General features: G+C 68.7%; 18 protein-coding genes and 2 tRNA genes. 15 read left to right on the top strand and 5 right to left on the bottom strand.

Annotation, left to right across the window (positions count from 1 at the left end; all coding sequences use genetic code 11):
• Positions 1-6 precede the first annotated feature (6 nt).
• The 8 genes from QSK31_RS42480 (at position 7) to QSK31_RS42445 (ending at position 10756) form a co-directional block, all read left to right on the top strand.
• The gene (locus tag QSK31_RS42480) at positions 7-1110 is read left to right on the top strand and encodes a YihY/virulence factor BrkB family protein (protein ID WP_285690591.1); all 1104 of its coding nucleotides are present in this window, start codon (positions 7-9) and stop codon (positions 1108-1110) included.
• 336 nt (positions 1111-1446) lie between these two features.
• Entirely contained in the window at positions 1447-2625 is a 1179-nt protein-coding gene (locus QSK31_RS42475; RefSeq protein ID WP_285690590.1) for an ROK family transcriptional regulator, read from the top strand.
• Positions 2626-2653: 28 nt separating this feature from the next.
• On the top strand, positions 2654-4234 hold the full coding sequence (locus QSK31_RS42470) for a sugar ABC transporter ATP-binding protein (RefSeq protein ID WP_285690589.1): 1581 nt from the start codon (positions 2654-2656) through the stop codon (positions 4232-4234).
• A gap of 85 nt (positions 4235-4319) precedes the next feature.
• A complete protein-coding gene (locus QSK31_RS42465) occupies positions 4320-5375 on the top strand; it encodes an ABC transporter permease (protein WP_285690586.1) in 1056 nt (351 codons plus the stop codon).
• Between the two features lie 69 nt (positions 5376-5444).
• A complete protein-coding gene (locus QSK31_RS42460; protein WP_285690584.1) occupies positions 5445-6488 on the top strand; it encodes a substrate-binding domain-containing protein in 1044 nt (347 codons plus the stop codon).
• Positions 6489-6515: 27 nt separating this feature from the next.
• Positions 6516-7700 carry a Gfo/Idh/MocA family protein gene (locus QSK31_RS42455; RefSeq protein ID WP_285690583.1) on the top strand — a complete coding sequence of 395 codons (1185 nt, stop codon included), beginning with the start codon at positions 6516-6518 and terminating at the stop codon, positions 7698-7700.
• A gap of 600 nt (positions 7701-8300) precedes the next feature.
• Positions 8301-9449: a TIM barrel protein gene (locus QSK31_RS42450; RefSeq protein ID WP_285690582.1), complete on the top strand. Its 1149-nt coding sequence runs from the start codon at positions 8301-8303 to the stop codon at positions 9447-9449.
• Positions 9450-9751: 302 nt separating this feature from the next.
• Positions 9752-10756 carry a sugar phosphate isomerase/epimerase family protein gene (locus QSK31_RS42445; RefSeq protein ID WP_285690581.1) on the top strand — a complete coding sequence of 335 codons (1005 nt, stop codon included), beginning with the start codon at positions 9752-9754 and terminating at the stop codon, positions 10754-10756.
• 38 nt (positions 10757-10794) lie between these two features.
• On the opposite strand, the gene QSK31_RS42440 is transcribed toward QSK31_RS42445, so the two are convergent.
• Positions 10795-11073 carry a hypothetical protein gene (locus tag QSK31_RS42440; RefSeq protein ID WP_285690580.1) on the bottom strand — a complete coding sequence of 93 codons (279 nt, stop codon included), beginning with the start codon at positions 11071-11073 and terminating at the stop codon, positions 10795-10797.
• A 185-nt stretch (positions 11074-11258) separates the two neighbouring features.
• On the opposite strand from QSK31_RS42440, the gene QSK31_RS42435 reads away from it, so the two are divergent.
• From QSK31_RS42435 to QSK31_RS42420, 4 genes are all read left to right on the top strand, one after another.
• Positions 11259-11331: transfer RNA gene (locus QSK31_RS42435), tRNA-Asn, on the top strand.
• Positions 11332-11413: 82 nt separating this feature from the next.
• On the top strand, positions 11414-12679 hold the full coding sequence (locus tag QSK31_RS42430; protein WP_285690579.1) for an FAD-dependent oxidoreductase: 1266 nt from the start codon (positions 11414-11416) through the stop codon (positions 12677-12679).
• Between the two features lie 71 nt (positions 12680-12750).
• A tRNA-Ile gene (locus QSK31_RS42425) sits at positions 12751-12824 on the top strand.
• A gap of 446 nt (positions 12825-13270) precedes the next feature.
• A complete protein-coding gene (locus tag QSK31_RS42420) occupies positions 13271-14224 on the top strand; it encodes a helix-turn-helix domain-containing protein (protein WP_285690578.1) in 954 nt (317 codons plus the stop codon).
• Positions 14225-14491: 267 nt separating this feature from the next.
• Here the strand turns inward: QSK31_RS42420 and QSK31_RS42415 are convergent, their stop codons facing one another.
• The 3 genes from QSK31_RS42415 to QSK31_RS42405 all read right to left on the bottom strand — a co-directional run bounded on the left by QSK31_RS42415 (position 14492) and on the right by QSK31_RS42405 (position 18743).
• Positions 14492-15796, bottom strand: coding sequence for a serine hydrolase domain-containing protein (locus QSK31_RS42415; RefSeq protein ID WP_285690577.1), 1305 nt, complete (start codon positions 15794-15796; stop codon positions 14492-14494).
• Positions 15797-16565: 769 nt separating this feature from the next.
• A complete protein-coding gene (locus tag QSK31_RS42410) occupies positions 16566-17189 on the bottom strand; it encodes a DUF4240 domain-containing protein (RefSeq protein ID WP_285690576.1) in 624 nt (207 codons plus the stop codon).
• Between the two features lie 774 nt (positions 17190-17963).
• Positions 17964-18743: an oxidoreductase gene (locus QSK31_RS42405; protein WP_285690574.1), complete on the bottom strand. Its 780-nt coding sequence runs from the start codon at positions 18741-18743 to the stop codon at positions 17964-17966.
• A gap of 82 nt (positions 18744-18825) precedes the next feature.
• Between QSK31_RS42405 and QSK31_RS42400 the strand changes: the two genes are divergently transcribed.
• The gene (locus tag QSK31_RS42400; protein ID WP_285690572.1) at positions 18826-19137 is read left to right on the top strand and encodes an ArsR/SmtB family transcription factor; all 312 of its coding nucleotides are present in this window, start codon (positions 18826-18828) and stop codon (positions 19135-19137) included.
• A gap of 482 nt (positions 19138-19619) precedes the next feature.
• On the opposite strand, the gene QSK31_RS42395 is transcribed toward QSK31_RS42400, so the two are convergent.
• Entirely contained in the window at positions 19620-20213 is a 594-nt protein-coding gene (locus tag QSK31_RS42395; RefSeq protein WP_285690571.1) for a helix-turn-helix domain-containing protein, read from the bottom strand.
• A 192-nt stretch (positions 20214-20405) separates the two neighbouring features.
• Between QSK31_RS42395 and QSK31_RS42390 the strand changes: the two genes are divergently transcribed.
• Positions 20406-21056 carry a class I SAM-dependent methyltransferase gene (locus QSK31_RS42390; RefSeq protein ID WP_285690570.1) on the top strand — a complete coding sequence of 217 codons (651 nt, stop codon included), beginning with the start codon at positions 20406-20408 and terminating at the stop codon, positions 21054-21056.
• Between the two features lie 8 nt (positions 21057-21064).
• A complete protein-coding gene (locus tag QSK31_RS42385) occupies positions 21065-21538 on the top strand; it encodes a DinB family protein (RefSeq protein ID WP_285690569.1) in 474 nt (157 codons plus the stop codon).
• Positions 21539-21596 lie beyond the last annotated feature (58 nt).

The following is a 21596-nucleotide window of genomic DNA, read 5'->3' as shown; positions in this document are numbered from 1 at the left end:
ACCGCGATGAAACTGCTAGGCCGTCACGACAAGGAGCCGGCGGTGGACGAGTCCGACGACACCGAGCGCGAGGGTCGCAAGGCCGGTGAGCGGGATGTGGCCACCACCCGGACCGGTGACGACAGCTTCGAGGTCGGCAACCCGCCCGGACCGGACGCGGGCCCGGACACGCCCACCCAGCTGCACGGCAAGGGTGTCTTCGCGGCGGTCAAGCGGACCTTCAAGCAGTACTCGCAGGACAACGTCTCGGACTGGGCCGCCGCGCTGACCTACTACGGCATCCTGTCCATCTTCCCGGCCGTGATCGCGCTGATCTCGGTGCTCGGGCTGGTCGGCAGCGACGGCAAGGCGACCGTGACGTCGACGGTCAAGGAGGTCGTGCCGAACGCGGACATCCAGAAACTGGTGAACACCGTGCTCGGCCAGGTGAGCGACCCGAAGACGGCGGGCCTGGCGGCGATCCTCGGTATCGCACTGGCCTTCTGGTCGGCGTCCGGTTACGTCGCCGCGTTCATGCGCGCCTCCAACGCCGTCTACGACGTGCCGGAGGGCCGGCCGATCTGGAAGACCCTGCCGATCCGGCTGGGCGTCACCGCGGCCATCGGCGTGATGCTGGTCGCCTCCGCGGTCATCGTGATCTTCACCGGTGACCTGGCGTCGGCGGTCGGCGACCGGATCGGGCTGGGCGACCAGGCGGTGCTGGTCTGGAGCATCGTCAAGTGGCCGGTGCTGGTGATCCTGGTCAGCCTGATGTTCTCGATCCTGTACTGGGCGTCGCCGAACGCGAAGACCGGCGGCTTCCGCTGGGTCAGCCCGGGCGGCATCTTCGCCGTCGTGCTGTGGGTGGCGGCCTCCGCGGCGTTCGCGATCTACCTGGCGAACTTCGCCGACTACAACAAGACGTACGGCACGCTGGGCGGCGCGATCGCGTTCCTGGTGTGGCTCTGGATCTCGAACCAGGCCATCCTGCTGGGCGCGGAACTGGACGCCGAACTGGAGCGCGGACGCGCGATCGCGGCGGGTCACCCGGCCGACGAGGAGCCGTTCCTGGAGCTCCGGGACGACCGGAAACTGAAGAAGGGTAGCGAGAAGGGCCTCGCATCCGAGTAGAAACTTGCCTCCTCCAGGCGGAGGCGCTTGGCGAAAGGCGGTCGTCCCGAGTGGGGGCGGCCGCCTTCGTCGTGCCGTTGATCATCAACGCTCAGTTCCGGAACGATCTTCTTTGCGTACTTCCGGGCCATCGCCGTAGGTGGCGTGGAGGGTGTGTTTCCGCTGATCGGAGGGGTTGCAAAACCAAATGGGGGAGGGTCCGCGGACTTTTGATGTGGAAAACAAAAGTTGGTAGAGATCTTCTGGAAGGTATGGACTGGAGCGGCGGAAGGGGCCTAGTGTGACCGGCACGACACAGCATCGTTTCGTGGCTGTGAACCCCTGCCGGAGGTACCCGTGCACGTTGCCGACGCCCCCCACCATCGGGTGCTTCGCCTGTTGCGCGACGAGGGCCCGGTGTCCCGCGCCGAGCTGGGCGACCGGCTGGAGCTGACCCGCCCCCGTCTGCTCGCCGAGGTGGAGCGACTCGTCGCGGCGGGACTCATCGCGGAGGCGGGCATGGCCGCGTCCCGTGGCGGCCGGCGTTCCACCCTGGTCGAGTTGCACCCGAGGCTGCGGTTCGCGGCGGTCGACCTGGGCGCCAGCTCCATCGACATCGAGGTCACCAACGGGCGCCTGGAGCCGGTCGCGGCATACCGCGAGACCGCCGACATCAGGCAGGGACCGAAAGTGATACTGCACCGGGTCAGCGAGCTGCTCGCCAAGGCTCGCACGGACGGTGCGTTCGACAAGCTCGACGCCGTCGGGATCGGCGTGCCCGGCCCGGTCAGCTACCGCGACGGCGTGCCGGTGTCGCCGCCGATCATGCCCGGCTGGGACCGCTACCCGGTGCGCGAGGTGCTGGCCCGCGAGCACGGCTGCCCGGCGGTGGTGGACAACGACGTCAACATCATGGCGATCGGGGAGCGGCACGGCGGGGTCGCGCACTCCGTCGACGACTTCCTCTTCGTCAAGATCGGCACGGGCATCGGCTGCGGGATACACCTCGCCGGCGACGTCTACCGCGGGGTGGACGGCTGCGCCGGCGACATCGGGCACATCCAGGTCGACTCGCACGGGCCGATCTGCTCGTGCGGCAACACCGGCTGCCTGGAGGCGCTGTTCAGCGGCTCGGCGCTGTCCCGGGACGCCATCGCCGCGGCCCGCAGCGGGGAGTCGCCGTCGCTGGCCGAGAGGCTCGCGGCCAACGGTGAGCTGGGCGCGCGAGATGTCGCCGAGGGTGCCGCCGAGGGCGACGTGACGTGCATCCGGCTGATCCGCGACGGCGGGCGCCGGGTCGGCTCGGTGCTGGCGACGCTGGTGAGTTTCGCCAATCCGTCGATGATCGTCATCGGGGGCGGGTTGGCGCTGCTCGGGCACATCCTGCTGGCCGAGATCCGCAGCGTGGTCTACCGGCGTTCGCTGCCGCTGGCCACCGGCAACCTGCCCGTCGTTTTAAGCGAACTGGGCAGTCGAGCAGGCGTCACCGGCGCCGCCGTGCTCGCCAGCGACACCTGCTTCGAGCAGGCGTCATGACGACCCCGGCAGTGCGAGAGCAGGCGTCATGAGCGCCCCGCAGCCACGAGACGGTGAGGTGGAGGACCAGGTGGCGAGTGAAACGCCCGCGGCCGCGGAAGCACCTGTGGTGCTGGAACTGACCGATGTGGTCAAGATCTTCCCTGGTGTACGCGCGCTGGACGGTGTCCAGCTCCAGGTGCGCGCCGGCGAGGTGCACTGCCTGCTCGGGCAGAACGGCGCCGGGAAGTCGACCCTGATCAAGACCCTGGCCGGTGTGCACACCGCCGACGAGGGCACCATCATGTGGCAGGGCGAGCCGTTCGCACCGGCCAACCCGCAGGCCGCGATGAAAGCCGGCATCGCCACCATCTACCAGGAGCTCGACCTGGTCGACGACCTGTCCGTCGCCGAGAACACGTTTCTCGGCCACGAGGACAGGCGATTCGGCTTCGTGCGCCGCGGTGCGATGGCCCGGCGTACGCGGGACATCCTGGCCCGGCTCGGGCACCCGCAGATCCCGCCCCGCAGGCTGGTCCGCAGCCTGCCCGCGGCCGGCAAGCAGATCGCCAGCATGGCCCGCGCGCTCTCGCACGACGCCAAGCTGATCGTCATGGACGAGCCCAGCGCCGTGCTCGCTCATGACGAGGTGGGCAACCTCTTCCGGATCATCCGCGAGCTGACCGCCCAGGGCATCGCGGTCATCTACATCTCGCACCGGCTCGAGGAGATCCGCGAGATCGGCGACCGGGTGACCGTGCTCAAGGACGGCCGCACCACCGCCGCGAACCTGCCCGCGCGCACCACCCCGACGCGCGAGCTGGTCAACCGGATGACCGGCCGGAGCATCGAGTACGTGTTCCCGCCGCGGGTCGCGCCGGAGGACACCGAGGTGCTGCTGGAGGTGCGGGGGCTCTCCCGGGAGGGCGAGTTCGCCGACGCCTCGCTCACGGTCCGCAAGGGCGAGATCGTCGGCATCGCGGGCCTGGTCGGGTCCGGGCGCTCCGAGCTGCTGGAGACGATCTTCGGCGCGCGCGCCGCGGACGCCGGCACGGTGATCATGGACGGTCATCGGATCACCACCGTGGGCGGCGCGGTCCGGGCCGGCATCGGGATGGCGCCGGAGGAACGCAAGAGCCAGGCGCTGCTGCTGGACGAGCCGATCTACAAGAACATGACGTTGTCGTCGTTCGCGACGTTCGCCACGGTCGGGTTCACCGACACCGGCGACGAGCGTAAGGCCGCCGACAAGGTCGCCGCCTCGCTCGAGCTGCGGCCCCGGGACACCGGCCGCGCCGTGCGAACGCTGTCCGGCGGCAACCAGCAGAAGGTCGTGGTCGGCCGCTGGCTGATCGGCGGGACCAAGCTGCTGCTGCTCGACGAACCGACCCGGGGCGTGGACGTCGGCGCCCGCGCGGAGCTCTACCAGGTGATCCACGACCTGGCCGCGAACGGTGTCGGCGTACTGCTGGTGTCCAGCGAGGTGCCCGAGGTGCTGGGCCTGTCCGACCGGGTCCTCGTGATGCGCGAGGGCCACCTGATCCACGAGGCGCCGGCCGGCGACCTCGACGAAGCCACGGTTCTCGACCTCGTGATGGCGGGGTCGCTGTTGGAGGGGGAGCTGGCATGACCGCCTGCACCGAGCGGCACCACCCGGCGCCTGCGGACGGCGCCGCACGCGAGGGCCAGAAGGGCATGCCAAAGGGAGGCGCAGCATGACCGACACGCAGGTGGCGAAGCCGGCGCCCGCGCCGGACGCCCCGAACAACAAATCCCGCGAGAGCTGGTTCAAGGGTGACGCCGCGGAGCCGATGCGGCGCAACCTCGGCCTGGTGGGCGTCCTCATCATCCTGGCGATCATCGGCATCATCACCCGGCCGGACCTCTACGGCGACGCCACCTGGGTCAGCAACAACGTCTTCACGATCCTCCAGCAGGCGTCGGCGATCGGCGTGGTCACGGTCGGCATGACCTTCGTGATCATCGGCGGCGGCATCGACCTGTCGGTGGGCGCGATCGTCGCCATCGCCGGGGTCTGGTCGACCACGCTGGCGACTCAGGGCTACGGCGCGGCCGGCATGATCTTCACGGCCATCGTGGTCGGCGTCGTCGTCGGGCTGATCAACGGCGTGCTGATCTCGTACGGAAAACTCGTGCCCTTCATAGCGACCCTCGCCATGATGGTCGCCGCCCGGGGTCTCGCCGCGCAGATCTCCGGCAAGCAGACTCAGGTGTCGGCGAACGACACGATCAACAGCATCGCGTCCACCAAGATCCTCGGGATCCCGATGCTGGTGATCATCCTCGCGCTCGTGGTGGCGGCCGGGTGGGTTCTGCTCAACCGCACCACCTTCGGCCGGCGCACGGTGGCGATCGGCGGCAACCCCGAGGCGGCCCGGCTCGCCGGTATCAACGTCAAATTCCACACCGTGCTGCTGTACGCCCTGTCCGGCCTCTGCTGCGGGATCGGCGCGATCATGCTCACGTCCCAGGCGACCAGCGCTCAGGCCGCCATGGCGAACCTGTACGAACTGGACGCGATCGCCGCGGCGATCATCGGCGGCACGCTGCTCAGCGGCGGACGCGGCACCATCGTCGGCGCGCTCTTCGGCGTGCTGGTGTTCAGCACCATCACCAATCTGTTCGCGATCAACAACCTTCCCACCGAGGTCCAGAACATGGTCAAGGGCGGCATCATCGTCGCGGCCGTACTGGTCCAGCAGTTCCGGTACAAATCGCTCACCCACCTCCTGGGACGCACCAAGAGCTGAAACTTTCACCCTCCTCACCCCTAAAATCAGGCGACCGGGAACGGCCGCCAGGTCACCCCTGGAGAAAACATGTCGAACTTCTCTCGCCGCCGCATCCTCTTCGGCGGCGCCGCGGTCGGCGCCGGCGCCCTCCTCACCGCCTGCACCAGCAACGAGCCCGAGAACAACACCCAGATCAACGCCAGCAACGAGGAGGCGAACCCGAACGCGGCGCCCGGCGAGAAGGTCGTCATCGGCTTCTCCGCGCCGGCTGCCGACCACGGCTGGATCGCGGCCATCACGAACAACGCCAAGGCGCAGGCCGGGGCGTACAAGGACGTGGAGCTGAAGTCGGTCGAGGCCGGCGCCGACGCGGCCGCCCAGCGGGGGTCGCTGGCCACGCTGATCTCGCAGAAGCCGACCGTGATCGTGATCCTGCCGCACGACGGCAAGGAGCTGAACTCCTCCGCGCTGGAGGCGACGAAGGCCGGCATCCCGGTGATCAACCTGGACCGCGAGTTCCCCGACGCCCTCGCCTACCGCCTGCTGATCAAGGGCGACAACTACGGCATGGGGGTGGCCGCGGGCAACTACATCGCCGCGCAGATGAAGTCCAAGGGCGTCACCGCCCCGATCATCGGCGAGATCGCCGGCATCGACGCTCTCCCGCTGACCCAGGACCGGTCGAAGGGCTTCAAGGACGCGCTCGCCGCGAACGGTTTCCGGGTGGCGAACCGCCGTGCGGCCGAATTCACCGCGGACAGCGGCCAGCGTGAGGCGGCCGGCCTGCTCCAGGCGCTGCCGAAGATGGACGCCCTCTGGAACCACGACGACGACCAGGGCATCGGCGTGCTGGCCGCGATCACGCAGGCCAACCGCAAGGAGTTCTTCATGGTCGGCGGCGCGGGCTCGAAGGCCGCGATCGACGCGATCGTCAAGGACGACAGCGTGCTCAAGGCGACCGTCACCTACAGCCCGTCGATGGCTTCCTCGGCGATCTCGCTGGCTCGCCTGATCGGGCAGAACAAGGGCATGTCGGACCTGGTCGAGCTGCAGGTTCCCAAGCAGATCACGCTGGCTTCGGAGACGATCACCAAGGAGAACGCGAGCCAGTACGCCAAGCTCGGGTTCTGATAGCACCGCTACCAAGGGAGTTCAGAGATGGGGCAGCTGCGGGTCGGCATGGTCGGCTACGCGTTCATGGGCGCCGCGCACTCTCAGGCGTGGCGTACCGTCAACCACGCCTTCGACCTGCCGCTGTCGGCTCAGCTGTCGGTGGTGTGCGGCCGGAGTGAGGCGGGCGTCGCCGAGGCGGCCGCCAAGCTCGGCTGGGCCTCGCACACCACCGATTGGCGATCGCTGATCGACCGGGACGACATCGATCTGATCGACGTCTGCACGCCGGGGGACTCGCACGCGGAGATCGCGCTGGCCGCGCTGGCCGCGGGCAAGCACGTGCTGTGCGAGAAACCCCTGGCCAATTCGGTGGCCGAGGCGCGGGAGATGGCCGCGGCCGCGGAGCAGGCGAAGATCAACGGGGTACGCACGATGTGCGGCTTCAACTACCGCCGGGTGCCCGCCGTGGCTCTGATGCGGAAGCTGATCGCCGACGGCCGGATCGGCACCATCCGCCACGTCCGCGCCGTCTACCTGCAGGACTGGATCATCGACCCGCAGTTCCCGCTGGTCTGGCGGCTCCAGAAGGACAAGGCCGGCTCGGGCGCCCTGGGCGACATCGGCGCGCACATCGTGGACCTCACGCAGTTCGTCACCGGGCAGCACATCTCCTCGGTGAGCGCGCTGACCGAGACGTTCATCAAGGAGCGCCCGCTGCCGGCCGAGTCGTCCGGTCTGGCCGCCGCGAGCAACGGCTCCGGCACCGGCCAGGTCACCGTGGACGATGCCGCGCTGTTCATCGCCCGGCTGGACGGGGGAGCGGTGGCCACCTACGAGGCCACCCGCTTCGCCACCGGCCGGAAGAACGGGCTGCGGGTGGAGATCAACGGCTCGCTCGGTTCGGTCGCGTTCGACTTCGAGCGGATGAACGAGCTGGAGTTCTACGACGCCCAGCTGCCCAGCGCCGAGCAGGGCTTCAGCGTCATCCAGGTGACCGAGGGGGACCACCCGTACATGTCGGCGTGGTGGCCACCGGGGCACGGCATCGGGTACGAGCACTCGTTCACCCACGAGATGAGGGACCTGATCGAGGCGATCGCGACCGGGCAGGACCCGACGCCGTCGTTCTCGGACGCGCTCCAGGTACAGCTGGTGCTGGACGCGGTGGAGCGCTCGGCGGAGTCGTCGCGCTGGATCGAGGTGGAACCCACGACGGTCGCGATGGCCTAGGCCGGCCGTGATCGCGACGCCCCGGGTCGCGACGGTTCGTCATCAAAGGAAAGAACGTTCGTTCTTCTCGCCGCGGGCTGGCGAGGGACGGCGCGGTTGCGCCCCGCGCCGGCGAGCCCGCGGCGGGTTACGTCCCCGGTGTTGCTCGGGTCGGGCCGAGCAGCACCGGGGATCATGCTTTATGACAGCCAGGCGTGTTGCGGATGCACGCGGTGATCGGCACGTGTGATCGTTTCGTGCACGCCCGTTTGTGCATTTAGTGCACGAGGAAAACGCTCTCACGTCACGCTCAGTTGACATTCAGATGAAGAATTCGAGCAGCTCACACCGCGCGTGACCATCGTCGGAGACGGATACTCAGCTTCCCAAAGGATCATGTTCGCGGTGGTCACGGGGTCGCACGGCTCGTGCGCCGCTGATCCGTGGGTAAGCCGACTCTCGTATCCGGGGCCGTAAGACCCCCACGGATGGAGGCGTCATGGCAACCCGCCGGACGACGGAACGTCGATCATGGCCGATCCCGACCTTGGTCCATACTGGAGCCGGATGCACGGGCGAATGCACGTGCAGATGCGCTGGTGCACCACTGGGAGGGATCTGATGCGTCTGCGTCACCGTTCCGGACGGCTCGTCCACCTCAGCTCGGGCATCGACGTCCACGGGACGCGCGACCTGCCCGCTGTGGTCGAACGGATCGACGCCTACGCCACCGAGGTTCGCAGCCGGCTTGATGCCGGTGTCCTCGCCGTGAGCCTGTGGCTGCCCCCCACCCTCGCCGCCGCCCTCGCCGTCGACGGGCGTCTCCGCACCCGGCTGCGTGGTGAACTCGATGCCCGAGGCCTCGAGGTCGTCACGTTGAGCGGAATGCCCTACGCCGGGGGCGGCGGCGAGAATCCTATCGAGGAGCCGGACTGGAGCGACCCGGACCGCCTCGAGTACACGCTCGACCTGGCCCGCGTACTCGTCGACCTGCTGCCCGACGACGCGGTCCGCGGTGCGGTCACCACGATCGGGCTGGGCCGCCGCGCGGGCTGGGACGACGCCAAGGAGAAAGCCTGCGGACGCGTCCTGGGCCGGCTCTCCGCCGGGCTGGCCGAGGTCGCCTGGCACACCGGGCGCGCGGTGCGGGTCGGCCTGCAGCCCGAGCCCGGCAACGTGCTGGACGCCACCGACCAGACCATCGCCGCGCTCGCCGGCGTCGGCAAGGAACGCATCGGCATCTGCCTCGACCTGGCCAACCTCGCCTGCACCTGGGAGGACCCGGCCGACGCGCTGGACAGGCTCACCCAGGCCGGGCTGTCGGTCATCCAGGTGCGCATCGCCGCCGCGGTGGAGGTTCCCGCCCCGCCGGCGGCGGCCGACATCCTGCGCGGCTACCTGCCCGCCGGTGACCGCTGCCCGATCACCAACGCCGGGGGCGCCTACCTCGACGAGATGCCCGCGTCGGCGGACGACTTCCCGCCCGGGCCGTGGCGGGTCCGCCGGCACGTGCCGCTGGCCGAGGTGCCGCCCGCGCCCCTCACCGCCACCACGGACGTGTGGCGGGCGGCGCTGCGCCATCTGATGGGCGGGGCACAGCCGGGCACCGAGTGCCTGGACGTGCACGCCGCCCCGCGGGGCGAGACGCCGCCAGACCGGCCCGCCGGGACGCCCGCACCGGCCGACTCGATCGCGTCGGAGCTGGCGTACGCGAGCAATGAACTCGCCAACCTCGGCCTGACGCCTCCCGCACAGGCTCGCGCAGCCTGACCCTGCTCCCTCCTGGACGGGCTTGCGCAGCCTGACCCTTACTGCCTTCCCGGACGGGCTCGCGCAGCCTGACCCTGCTCCCTCCTGGACGGGCTTGCGCAGCCTGACCCTTACTGCCTTCCCGGACGGGCTCGCGCAGCCTGACCCTTGCTATTAGAGTCTGAAACGGCTCTGCCGTGGTGCGGCAGACCGGCCCGGGAGGCGCAAACCCGGCCGGTCCGTTCCGCCGCGCCGACGGCTCGGGCCAGGGGTTCGGCTGCCCTCGCCGTCCGTTCTTGCACCATGCGATGAGGGAGATGACAGTGGCGCGACCCATCACGCTTTTCACCGGCCAGTGGGCCGACCTGCCGTTCGACGAGGTCTGCCGGCTGGCCTCCGAGTGGGGCTACGACGGCCTCGAGATCGCCTGCTGGGGCGACCACTTCGAGGTGGACAGGGCGCTGGCCGAGGACGACTACATCGACCGGAAGAAGGAGCAGCTGGCGAAGTACGGCCTGTCCGTGTACGCCATCAGCAACCACCTGGTCGGCCAGGCCGTCTGCGACCACCCGATCGACCAGCGGCACCAGGACATCGTCGGCCCGGTGATCTGGGGCGACGGCGACGCGGAGGGCGTCCGGCAGCGGGCCGCCGAGCGCATGAAGGACACCGCACGGGCCGCCGCCAAGCTCGGCGTCAAAACGGTCGTCGGCTTCACCGGCTCGTCGATCTGGCACACCATCGCGATGTTCCCGCCGGTGCCCGAGTCGATGATCGAGGCCGGCTACCAGGACTTCGCCGACCGGTGGAACCCGATCCTCGACGTGTTCGACGAGGTCGGGGTGCGCTTCGCGCACGAGGTCCACCCCAGCGAGATCGCGTACGACTACTGGACGACCCGCCGCGCGCTGGAGGCCATCGGCAACCGCCCCGCCTTCGGCCTGAACTGGGATCCGTCCCACTTCGTCTGGCAGGACCTCGACCCGGTGAACTTCATCCTCGAGTTCAAGGACCTGATCTACCACGTCGACTGCAAGGACGCGAAGGTGCGCACCGGCGACGGGCGGCGCGGACGGATGAGCTCCCACCTGCCCTGGGCCGACCTGCGGCGCGGCTGGGACTTCGTGTCCACCGGCCACGGCGACGTCCCGTGGGAGGACTGCTTCAGAGCCCTCAACAGCATCGGGTACGACGGGCCGATCTCGATCGAGTGGGAAGACGCCGGGATGGACCGGCTGGTCGGGGCGCCCGAGGCGCTGCAGTTCGTGCGTCGGCTCGCCTTCGACGCGCCGACCGCCGCCTTCGACGCCGCGTTCTCGTCCAAATGAGTCCGGGTAGGGGGCCGCGAGGCCCCCTACCGGATATCTCAGTACGTGGTGCTGGTGCTGGTGGTGCTCGAGCTGTTCAGCTCCGTCGACTTGTCGTGCAGCTTCTGACCGAGCTTGGACTGGTCGAGCTTGTCCTTGCCCTCGGAGTACAGCTTCGTGGCCTGCGCCTGGGCAACGCCCGCCGCCTCCTGGACGGTGGGGTGCTCCCACACCTTCTTGGCGTTGGCCCGGATCTCTTCGTACTTCTCCCGGCCGGCGCGGCTGCCAAGGACGAAGCCCGCCGCCAGACCACCGATGAACATGAGCTTTCCGCGCATGGCGGCTCCTTCCGCTCGTAACTTGCTGTCTGCGCCACTGCATACCCATCGTGCACCGAGCTCATGCCTCGTGCCGGGTTTCGCCTGGTTGGCGCGCCGCGGCCCAACCCCGTCGACAAGGGGGGTGGGGGGTCATGTACTGTAGTCCCGGTCGCCAGGGGAGCTCTCCTCTGAGGCGACGGCCTTCCCCGATAGCTCAATTGGCAGAGCAGCCGGCTGTTAACCGGCAGGTTATAGGTTCGAGTCCTATTCGGGGAGCCGCCAGACAATGGGATCCGCCGCGGCGGATCCTTTTTCTGTTTAGGCTGGTCTGCGTCACATGATGCAGGGTGAGGTGCTTGTGTCGCAGCCCGTGAAGGTGGACGTCGTCATCGTCGGCGGCGGTCTCGCCGGGCTGGCCGCTGCCCGCCGCCTCGACCGCGCCGGCGTCGAATGGCTCCTGGTGGAGGCGAGCGACCGCATCGGCGGCCGGGTCGCCACGGATGTCGTCGACGGCTGGCGCCTCGACCGCGGCTTTCAGATCCTCAACACCGCGTACCCCCGGCTCCCCGCCCTGCTCGACCTGGACGCGCTCGACCTGCGCTACTTCACCTCCGGCGTCCTGGTCCGCCGCGCCGGCGAACTGCACCGGCTGGAGAACCCGCTGCGCGAGCCGCTGACCAGCCACAGGTCGCTCACGTCTGATGTGGGCACGCTGACCGACCGGCTTCGCTTCGCGGCCCTGGCCACGAAATACGCGACAACCCCGGTGCCACGGCTGCTCGCCCAGCCCGAGTGCACGACCCAGGAGGCGCTGCGGCGAGCAGGCCTGTCCCATCGCATCATCGAAGAGGTCCTGCGGCCGTTCCTCAGCGGCGTCTTCGGCGACCGCTCGCTGGAAACCTCCAGTCACGTGCTGGCCATGGTGCTCCGCTCGTTCGCCCGAGGCCGCCTCGGTGTCCCCGCCGCGGGCATGGCCGCCCTGCCGGCCGCGATCGCCGGCCCCCTCCCGTACCCCCAGCTTCTGGTCAACGCCAAGACCGTCGGCGTCGGACGCGGCCAGGTGATCACCGACGGCGGCGAGATCAGCTGCCGGGCCGTCATCGTGGCCACCGACCCGGCGACCGCCGCCGGCCTGCTGCCCCGCCTGCCGATGCCCGCCATGAACGGCTTGACCACGTTCTACTTCGGCGCCGACCACGCGCCCATCGACGAACCGACCCTGCTGCTCGACGGCGACCGCCGCGAGATCATCGCCAGCACGGTCGTCATGAGCAACGCGGCCCCCGAGTACGCCCCCGCCGGCAAAAGCCTCATCGCCGCGTCAGTGGTCGGCGTCTCGGCCCCGTCCGGCGCCTCCGAGCAGGTCATCCGGGTCGAGCTGGCCCGCATGTACGGCGCGCCCACCGACGACTGGACCCTGCTGAAGGCCGTCACCCTGCCCCACGCGCTGCCCGCCGCCCCCGCCCCGCAAGGCGACCTCCGCAAGCCGATCTCCATAGGCGACGGCCTCTTCGTGGCCGGCGACCACCGCGACACCCCGTCCATCCAGGGCGCCCTGGCAGGCGGCTGGCGCACCGCCGGAGCGGTCCTGACGGCACTGGGCGCGGCCACCGTACCGGCCTAGTTCGGTGGCTCCGGGTAGTGCCCGGAGGATAGGATCGCCGCCGGTACGAGGCGTCGTGTACCGCCGCGTACGGGGTGGTAGCTCAGCAGGTTAGAGCAGTCGACTCATAATCGATCGGTCACGGGTTCGAGTCCCGTCCACCCCACGATATGGCATTCGCGTAAAATGTTCATTTCGTGATGCTCGCGATACACCGCTTGAGCTGCGGAAACGCTCTTCACTGTGGAGTTGCACCCTCCCACCGACAGCCGGATCGGCGGAGCGGTCCACCCGAATTCCGTACGGGCTGAAGGCCGCCCTGGCCAGCCCTGCTGGCCTGCGCGTCAAGGCGGGGCACATCGGTACCGCGACCACCGATGACAGCCCCCGAACCAATCGCAGGCGACCGCACGCAGCAGCCAAGCGCACCACGAGCGAATCTCGGTGAGCTTCGACCTGGCCCGTGCCGAGATCAGCTCCATACCCGCACACAGATCATCAACTACAGACGGTGACATTCACTGTCTCTTGGCCGCATCCGGATTTGCCGAGTTGAGTGCACGGGATCTGCCCGACAAGAGTGCGGTTCGGTAACCGCGCAAGAATCGTCAAGTGGTAGTGCTGGCCGAGCGGTACCGTCCCACCGTGTCGTCGGGAACCAGACAGTTACTTCAGCTCCTCGCCGCGGTCAACTCCCGGTTGAGTGGAGACGTCTCGCTGCCGATGCTGGCGGTGTGGGCGCGCCGGTCCCGGTTCGATCTGCACCGCCGGTTCCGGCGGCTGGTAGGCGAAACCCCGAAGGCGTACACCACGCGGGTCCGGCTGGCCCGTGCCGCGGCAGAACTGGTGTCCAACGGCCGTCGCGTGTCGGCGATCGCCTCCGACCAGGGATTCGCCAGCCACGAGGTCTTCACCCGGGCGTTCACCCGCCACCTCGACCAGAGCCCGCTGCGCTACCGTGCCCGCGGCTTGCACGTCGCCGGCCGGCTTACCGCCGCAACGCACGCCTCGGCGGTGAGTTCGACGGCACCCTGCATCAGCCTGTACCACCTCCGCATCACCGAAAGGAAACCCGCTGTGCCGCTGCAGATCTCGGTTCGTGCCGTGCCCGCCTTCCACGCCCTCGTGATACGTCGTCGGATTGCCCGCGACGAGATCGCGGCTGCGCTCGCCGAGTGCCTCCCCACGGTTTTCGGCTACGCCCAGCAGCACGGCCTGGCAATCACCGGGCCGCCGTTCGCCCGCTATCCCGAGGTAGGAATGGGGTCGCTCGTCATCGAGGGCGGTATAACGATCGCCGAACCCCCGTCAACGGCACTCAGCGACAGGATCGAGGCAATCACCATTCCCGCGGGGCGCGCGGTGGTGACCGTCCATCGAGGACCCTACGACAGCCTGCCCGAGTCTTACCAGGAGATCGAGAAGTGGATGCGTGACCAGCAATTGTCGGCGGCGGGAGCGCCGTGGGAGACATACCTGACCGATCCCGGGGAAAGCCCCGACCCGGCAACATGGGAAACCGAAATCGTCCAGCCCGTGCGTGACACCCAACGGACATCGAACTGACGGCCGACGCCGTGCTCCCCGCCCTCTCACACTCTCGTGGCGCTCCGGGGGCGCTGGCGTTGAGGACCGCGGCGACGCCGCGTGAGGGATGACTACCTTCTCTGCTTCCTGTCCCGGCGCCGCGCCTTCCGGCCGTGCCCCACTCCAAACGGCGGTCTCCACCTACCTCGGTACGGCTGGGCGGCCAAGCCCGGATGGGCGACGAGGCAGAACCCCGCCACCGTCGTCCGTGCCCTGGCCGCCCGCCCGATGCGGGCCCCACCAAAGCTAGGACAGGAGCGAGCGCGGGTTGAAGGTGGCGGCTCGCCGTCCGCCACGGGTGGCGGCGGAAGGCCCGCCGCGGCGGGCGAGGCGGCCGCCGAGACGGAACCACTGGACCGTCCCGTCCGGGCCGCGGACGAAGTTGGCGCGCGGGCCCTCCTCGGTGCCGCCGCTCAGGGGCAGGTCGACCACGTAGTCCTTGCGGTAGAACGCGTACCCGTCCCTCGCCTGGCCGTCGAACATCAGCACCAGCCGGCCGCCGTCGGCGACGAATTCGAACTCCCCCGTGTAGACGGTGCCGTCGAAGTCGATCGTCTGACCGGAGTAGCGGCCCACGTACGGCGCGAGCTCGGCGTCGGTGAGCTTGAGCGGCGGCGCGGGGATGTTGCCGACCCCGGCGAAGCGGCGCAGCGCCCAATCGCCGACGAACAGGTCGTCGAGCAACCGGGTCCCGGTGTCGGAGTTGGTGAGCACCGTGATCGCGAAGCCACGGGCGGGCACCATCAGGAAGCCGCTGTGCTGTCCGGCCCAGTCGCCCCCATGCTGCACCACCGTGGGTCCCTCGGCGGTCGGCCGCAGCATCCAGGTGACGCCGACGCCGTCCAGCTCGACGTGCAGGGTGCCGCCGGGGCCGGGACGGGACCGCATCGCGCGGATCGAGCGGCCGCTCAGCACGCGACCGCCGTCGCCCAGATGGAATCGGGCCCACCGGATCTGGTCGCGGGCGCTGGAGATGAGCGCGCCGGCCGGGTGGATCGAGCGTGGAATCCACCAGGACTCAGGCGAGACCACGATGCCGCCGGTGGCCCGGTCGTAGACGTGCGGTTGCGCGACCCGGGCGCCGGGGATCTCGTCCAGGAAGAACCCCGATCGGGTCAGGCGGAGCGGGTCGAGCAGGCCTTGCCGCACCTCCTCCTCGTACGGGCGGCGCGTCACCACCTCGATCAACCGCCCGGCGAGGGACAGCGCGGCGTTGTTGTAGGCGAACACCCGACCGGGTGGGGTGAGCTGCGGGAGGCGGTCCATCGCGGCGACGTAACGGGCGAGCGCCCCGGCGTCGTCGCCGGTGTCAAGGTAGGAGTCGCCGAGCCAGCCGGCCGAGTGGTTGAGTATCTGCCGGACGGTCACCGTTGCCGACGCCGCGGCGTCGGCGGTCCGGAAGCCGGGAAGGTAGCTTCGGATCAAGGTCAACTGCATTGTTCTGCCGCCGTTCGGGCGCGGCGCCTCACGAACGCTGTCACGCTCGACGATCACGCCGTCGTGGCGGGTGCTCGTAGTGGTGTTGGTGTGCCAGCGGGTCGGTTCGTACAACGAAGTCGATCACTTCCCAGAGTTCGCTGACCTTTTGGTCGTTCAGAGCCTCGGCTCGGGCGAGGTTGACCGTAAAGCGGGCTATTCGGCGCCACCGAGACAGCGTCTACCGCTGTAGCTGCCAGTCACTGGGCGGGGATCGACAATCCAAAGTGATGTGGTCGTCGTAGTCGGTACCTTTGCCCCAGGTGCCGAACACCACGTCGATCCAACTTTCACGCACCCGGGCGTGGTTGTTGCAGGTGGCAATAAACATGGCGTCGAAAGATCGTCACGGCTGACCATGCGCCAGGTCCGCTGGCTGAGTTGCCCGCAAGCAGTCACACAGCTTTTTTCGGCCAGTGACTTTCACGTAAGATCGCTGACGATGTCAGCGCCCCATGTCACCCGGCAATCCCTTCCACAGTGCCTTCCGATCCGCTCGCCCAAGCCCATGACCGAACTCCCGGCTCGTATCTGGTCGTACGATCAGTGGGAGAGAATCCGCTTAGGGTGCTTAGCGCCCGATATGGACGCAAAGTGGGACGTCTTCGTCGAAGGCCAAACGGCATATCTGCATTGCCAACGAGGTGACTGATTTCGACTGGGTCCGACCTGCGCCACCCATCCCAACTGTCGGCGTGCTGGGTGCGCTCGACCACCCGTGAGCAATCTAGGCAGCGCCTGAATTCTCGCGTCAGGAACGTCCCGTCCTCGCGACGGCTGCTCGACTCGACCGACCGCGCCGGCAGCGCACCACCGCACAGCGGGCATCGCTCGTGGGGATCGGTCAGTGGCGCTGGCTTGGTCGGTGGTAATTCGGGGTTGCCCAGCGGCCAGGAGGCAGGAGCGCCGAAATCCGCGGTAGTACCTCGGGCAAGGGCGCGGCATCTGCGGTACCGGGTTCATCTTCCGGCCGTAGGGCGTCGCCAGATCCCACGGCCTCGTGGCGGGCATCGACCGCGAGCCAGAAGGCTTCCTCGTCGCCGTCGCTGATCCGGGCATACGCGGATGACGCAGCGAACAGCAGGCCTTCACTGTCGAGAGACATCCGCTCACAACGGCCCTCGGCGATGTCGATGACGACAGGGTGCTCGGCCAGGGAGTCGGGGTCGGCGATGATCTGCTCCACCGTCCGACGTCCCAGACCGACAAGCCCAGCTCTGAAGGACGAGAAGAGGTCATCGGAGAGGAAGCCCGTAATGAGGTGACACGCGAGGGCCACTCGCGGTGTGTGCAACTGGTCGATGACCTCACCCAGAAGGTCGTCGAAATCGAGGATCTCGTTGCGTGGCAACGTCATCAACTGTGTGACCAGAGCTTCGGCGACCGCGGCTTCGGCAAACCTGCCCGCCGTGGCGCCCGCATCGACGCGGGCTTGATCCACGATCCGCCAGAACTCGTGGATCTCCATCACGACAGTATGACGGGGTCATCCACCCCGCCCATGGTCGACGGGCCCCCATCGCCGGCTCGACATAGGGCGCTCACACCGAACATCCGGATCTGCCGCTGAGCGAGGACGTCTGCAGCGTCGGGCGTCCTTCCCCGCCTGCTCGGGGAGGGCTAGCAATTTGGGGCGACAAGTTCCGCGTAAGATCGACGGTGATGTCAGCTGCCGTGGTCACGCGAAGGTCCCTGCCGCAGTGCTTTCCGATCGTTTCGCCGCAACCTTTGACCGCGCTGCCGGTCCGTGTGTGGTCGCATGATCAGATGGAGCGCATCCGCAGAGGTTGCATCGCCCCGGATATGGACGCGAAGTGGGACGTCTTCGTCGAAGGCAACGTGGCCTATTTGCATCGCAGTTGGACTGGGTTCGGGATCTTCGAGGCAACCTTCGCTACGGCGAAGAGCGGCTGGCGTGTTTCGGCGGCTGTGGTGGAGCGGGAGCCCTCCCGGTACCGGCGCAGCACTGACCGGCTGGAGCGGGTGATTCTCGAGCTCGTTATCAGCTCGGTCCTGCTTGGAGAGCCGGCGGCGGAACTTCGGGCCGAGATGGTAACGCCTATGAGGAGGCCGTCCGCTAGCCCTCGCGAAGGCGGTAGTTAACGTACTGAGCGACGACCTTCACGGCGCCCTCATCTGCCGCTGAGCGTGGGCGTCGGCCCGCGGCGGGTGGTCACGCGCGGACGCCTCCGCGGGTCGTGCTGAGCACGCTTATGCCGAATTGCGGGTGCCGGGCGGCGTCCTACACCGCAGGAAAGAAGCCTCCGTCGACCACGAATTGTGTGCCGGTGAGGTAGCGCGCGCGGGGGGACGCCAGGAACGTGACGAGTTCGGCGACGTCGTCTGCCGTGCCGAACTCACCTAGTGGGATCCTGAACAGCTCTGCCTGCCGCCGTCGTGCCTCGGTGACGTCGATGCCCGACTCTGCGGCCACCTGGGTGAGCCGGTTGCTCAGGCCCGTCGTTTCGATAACGCCCGGGTTCACTGTGGTGACGCGGATGCCGTGCGGTGCCATGGCGTTTGCCAGGCCCTTGCTGTACGCGCTCAAGGCGGCTTTCGCGGCGGCGTAGGCCAGCGCTGCCGGCTGTGGGAGCCGCGCGGCGCCGGAGCCGATGTGCACAACGACGCCGGAGCGCTGGGCCATCATGGTGGGTAGCAACTTGCGGTCCAGCCGGACGGCGGACAGCAGGTTGCTGGAGATGTCGCTGGTCCAATCGCCGTCGGTCATGGCCAGCACCCCCTCGGGGACGCGGCGCTGACTACCCGCGTTGTCGATCAGGACGTCGATTCCGCCCAGGATGTCCAGGACGGCTGTGGCCAGGCGGCGAGCGCCGCCTTCCGTCGAGAGATCCGCGGCCACGAACGTGCCGACGGGCTCGGGCACCGGCGTTCGCGCGGCGACGACGACAGAGGAGCCTGCGGCGACGAAGTGCTCGGCAATTGCCGCCCCGAGTCCCCGGGTGCCGCCAGTGACGAGGACTCGTTTGCCTGTCAGGCCTGTGGCGGGAACGGCGACTGACATGGTTCACTCCTATTGTCGATGTTCGACGAACATCGACGATTGAAGGGGAGGGGCGATGACACGTCAAGCAATCCATCCAGACATGACTGAGGTCACCCTGCCCCGGGTGCTTTCCGCTCTGGGTGATCCGGTACGGCTACAGGTCGTCCGGGTGCTCAGTGACGGTGCCGAGCATCTGCGCGCCGACTTTCCCCGCGCTGTTGCCGACTCGACGCTCAGCCACCACATGAAGACTTTGCGCGAAGCTGGTGTGATCTTCAGCCGCCCCGAGGGCACCCGGTGCTACGTCTCTCTGCGATCCGAGCTCGACGACCGCTTTCCTGGCCTGCTGCGCGCCGTACTCGACGCAGACGCAAACTCCGCCGAAGCCGGTTCCGCCTCGGCATTCTGTTGAAGCGCAAGCACGAGACCTGGTGAACTGATCTGGTTCCCCTCTAGGTCAAGGGATCATGGCGACTTTGTTTAGGCTTCTTTGTGGCGGGTCCGGGTTGTGACTTCTCCGAAGAGGCGGCTGTCGGGATCAGGCCGTCCGCGCTGGATTGCAGAGTCGCTCCCGAGCGTCCTCCCGGGCCCGTTTCACCAGTTCCGGGCGTTGTGGCGTCATGGAGCATCCGCTTGTGGACGACGTCGGACAGGTGGCGTTTGAGGGCGCGGAGCGCTTCCATCGTGGTTTTGCCTTCGGCGAGACGGCGCCGGTAGTAGGCGCGGCCAGGTGTGTCCCGGCGCAGCTGGACGATGGCCATGATGTGCAAGGCACGGTTGATGCGTCGGTTGCCGGCGCGCCATCAGCGGACGCGCCCCGGTGTGTCGCCGACCCGGCGGACGTTCATGGCCAACGCACTTGCCGATGAGGGATGCGACAGGTTCGGCTCCGCGCTAAGGGCGCGGGTTCTGGTTCTGGGCTGGTGACAGGTGGGCGCGTTGGCCCTGTGCGCCGAAGAGGGTGAGCAGTTCCGCAGGCTGACTGTCGGCGCTGCCGATCCAGTGCGGTACGTGGGTGTCGAACTCGGCGGCTTCGCCGATGCCGAGTTGGAACACCTGCTCGCCGAGCACGAACCGGACGCTGCCGTTGAGGACGTAGAACCACTCGTACCCGTCATGGGTCTGCAGTTTCATCGTGGCCGCCCGCCCTTGGGGCGGATAGATCACCTTGTACGCCTGGATGCCGCCGGCTCGCCTGGTCAGCGGAACCACCGTCAACCCGAACCGCCGCACCGGCCGCAGGTGGATGCGGGGGTCTCCGGTCGGGGGCGCCGCGACCAGGTCATCGAGGGGGACGCCGTGCACCCGGGCCAGCGGCAGGAGTTGCTCCAGCGTCGGGCGGAGCTTTCCGTTCTCCAGACGCGAGAGTGTGCTGGCCGTGAGGCCGGTCTCGGCTGCCAGTGCGCCGAGCGTGGTGCCTCGCGCCCGGCGTAACGCGCGTAGGCGCGGTCCGACGTCGGCGAGAAGGTCCGCTTCGCGGTGATCCATGGTCCCACTCTTGCGGATCGGCAAGTTTTCTTGCAAGCAGGGAGGAGCGGTGGCGATGCTGGCGGCGGAGGTGTCACTGATGATCGCAACAGCGACGGCTGTGCAGTCTGCCCGACGGTGCTCGCACGGCGCAACGATGACCATGGCCGCTCTCAGGCTGACGACGGCCTTCTTCACCGCCGGAGCAGCCCGGTGAGCGCGCCGAGCTACGGCCGGCACCAGCAGGCCGACGCCGAGTCGTTCTGGGAGAAGCACTACCGCAGCCGGCGCGCCGGGGCAGGGCGCGCCAACCCGTTGCTCGTCGAGGCGGCCGCGGCGCTGCGGCCCGGCGCGGCTCTGGATCTGGGCTGCGGGGGCGGCGGCGACACCATCTGGCTGGCCGAGCGCGGCTGGCAGGTCACCGCTGTCGATATCTCCGAGACCGCCGTCGAACGAGTGCGAGCGCGCGCTGACGAACTCGGCTTCGGATGCAGGGTCACCGCCGAGGCGCACGACCTGGCCCGCAGTTTCCCGAGCGGAACCTTCGACCTCGTGTCCGCGCAATATTTCCATTCCCCTTTCGCGTTGCCCCGCGCTCGGGTGCTGCGTACTGCCGCACACGCACTGCGCCCCGGAGGTCGGCTACTGGTCGTCGATCACGGCTCCACCGCACCCTGGTCCTGGAATCAGGATCCGCACGCGTACTACGCCACTCCCGGCGAGGTCGCTGCCGAACTCGCCCTCGAACCTGAGCAGTGGCCCGTCCTGCGCGCCGACATGCCGCGGCGCCGGGCCACCGGTCCTGGCGGGCGGACCGCCATCGTCGCCGACCATGTCCTGCTCATTCGGCGGGCCGGTGCGTGAGGCGGCGGGTGACGGACGCCGGGCCACCCTGGACCGGCACCGATGAAAAGGCCACCCTGCTGGGATTCCTCAACTACCTGCGTAGCTCGGTCGCGGGCAAGGCCGCGGATGTGCCGGAACCGCAGGTCCGCACCGGTGGCGTCCCCTCCGGCACCAACCTCCTGGGCCTGATCAAGCACCTCACCCGGGTCGAGCAGTTCTACTTCCTCGGCGAACCGATCAACAGCATGCGCCGCACCATGCAACCCACCCGCGAGGAGACGGTCGACGGCTTACTCGCCGACTACCGACGCACGATCGAGCAGGCGAACGAGGTCGTCGAAACCTGGGCAGACCTCACGCTCGACGCCCCTCGCCCGCCCGGCCGCAACCTTCCACCGACGAGGAGGTGGGTCCTGGTGCACATGATCGAGGAGACCGCCCGGCATGCCGGCCATGCCGACATCCTTCGCGAGCAGATCGACGGGTCCACCGGCCGCTGACGATCTGCGCCGACGCGACATCCGGACCTGCCGCAGACAACACGGGTCCGCTGCGCCC

Origin of the sequence: Actinoplanes sp. NBRC 103695, from assembly GCF_030269485.1 — a bacterium.
Lineage (GTDB): Bacteria > Actinomycetota > Actinomycetes > Mycobacteriales > Micromonosporaceae > Actinoplanes.
Note: the sequence above shows the minus strand (reverse complement) of the source record. Positions and strands in the feature narration are given on the sequence as shown.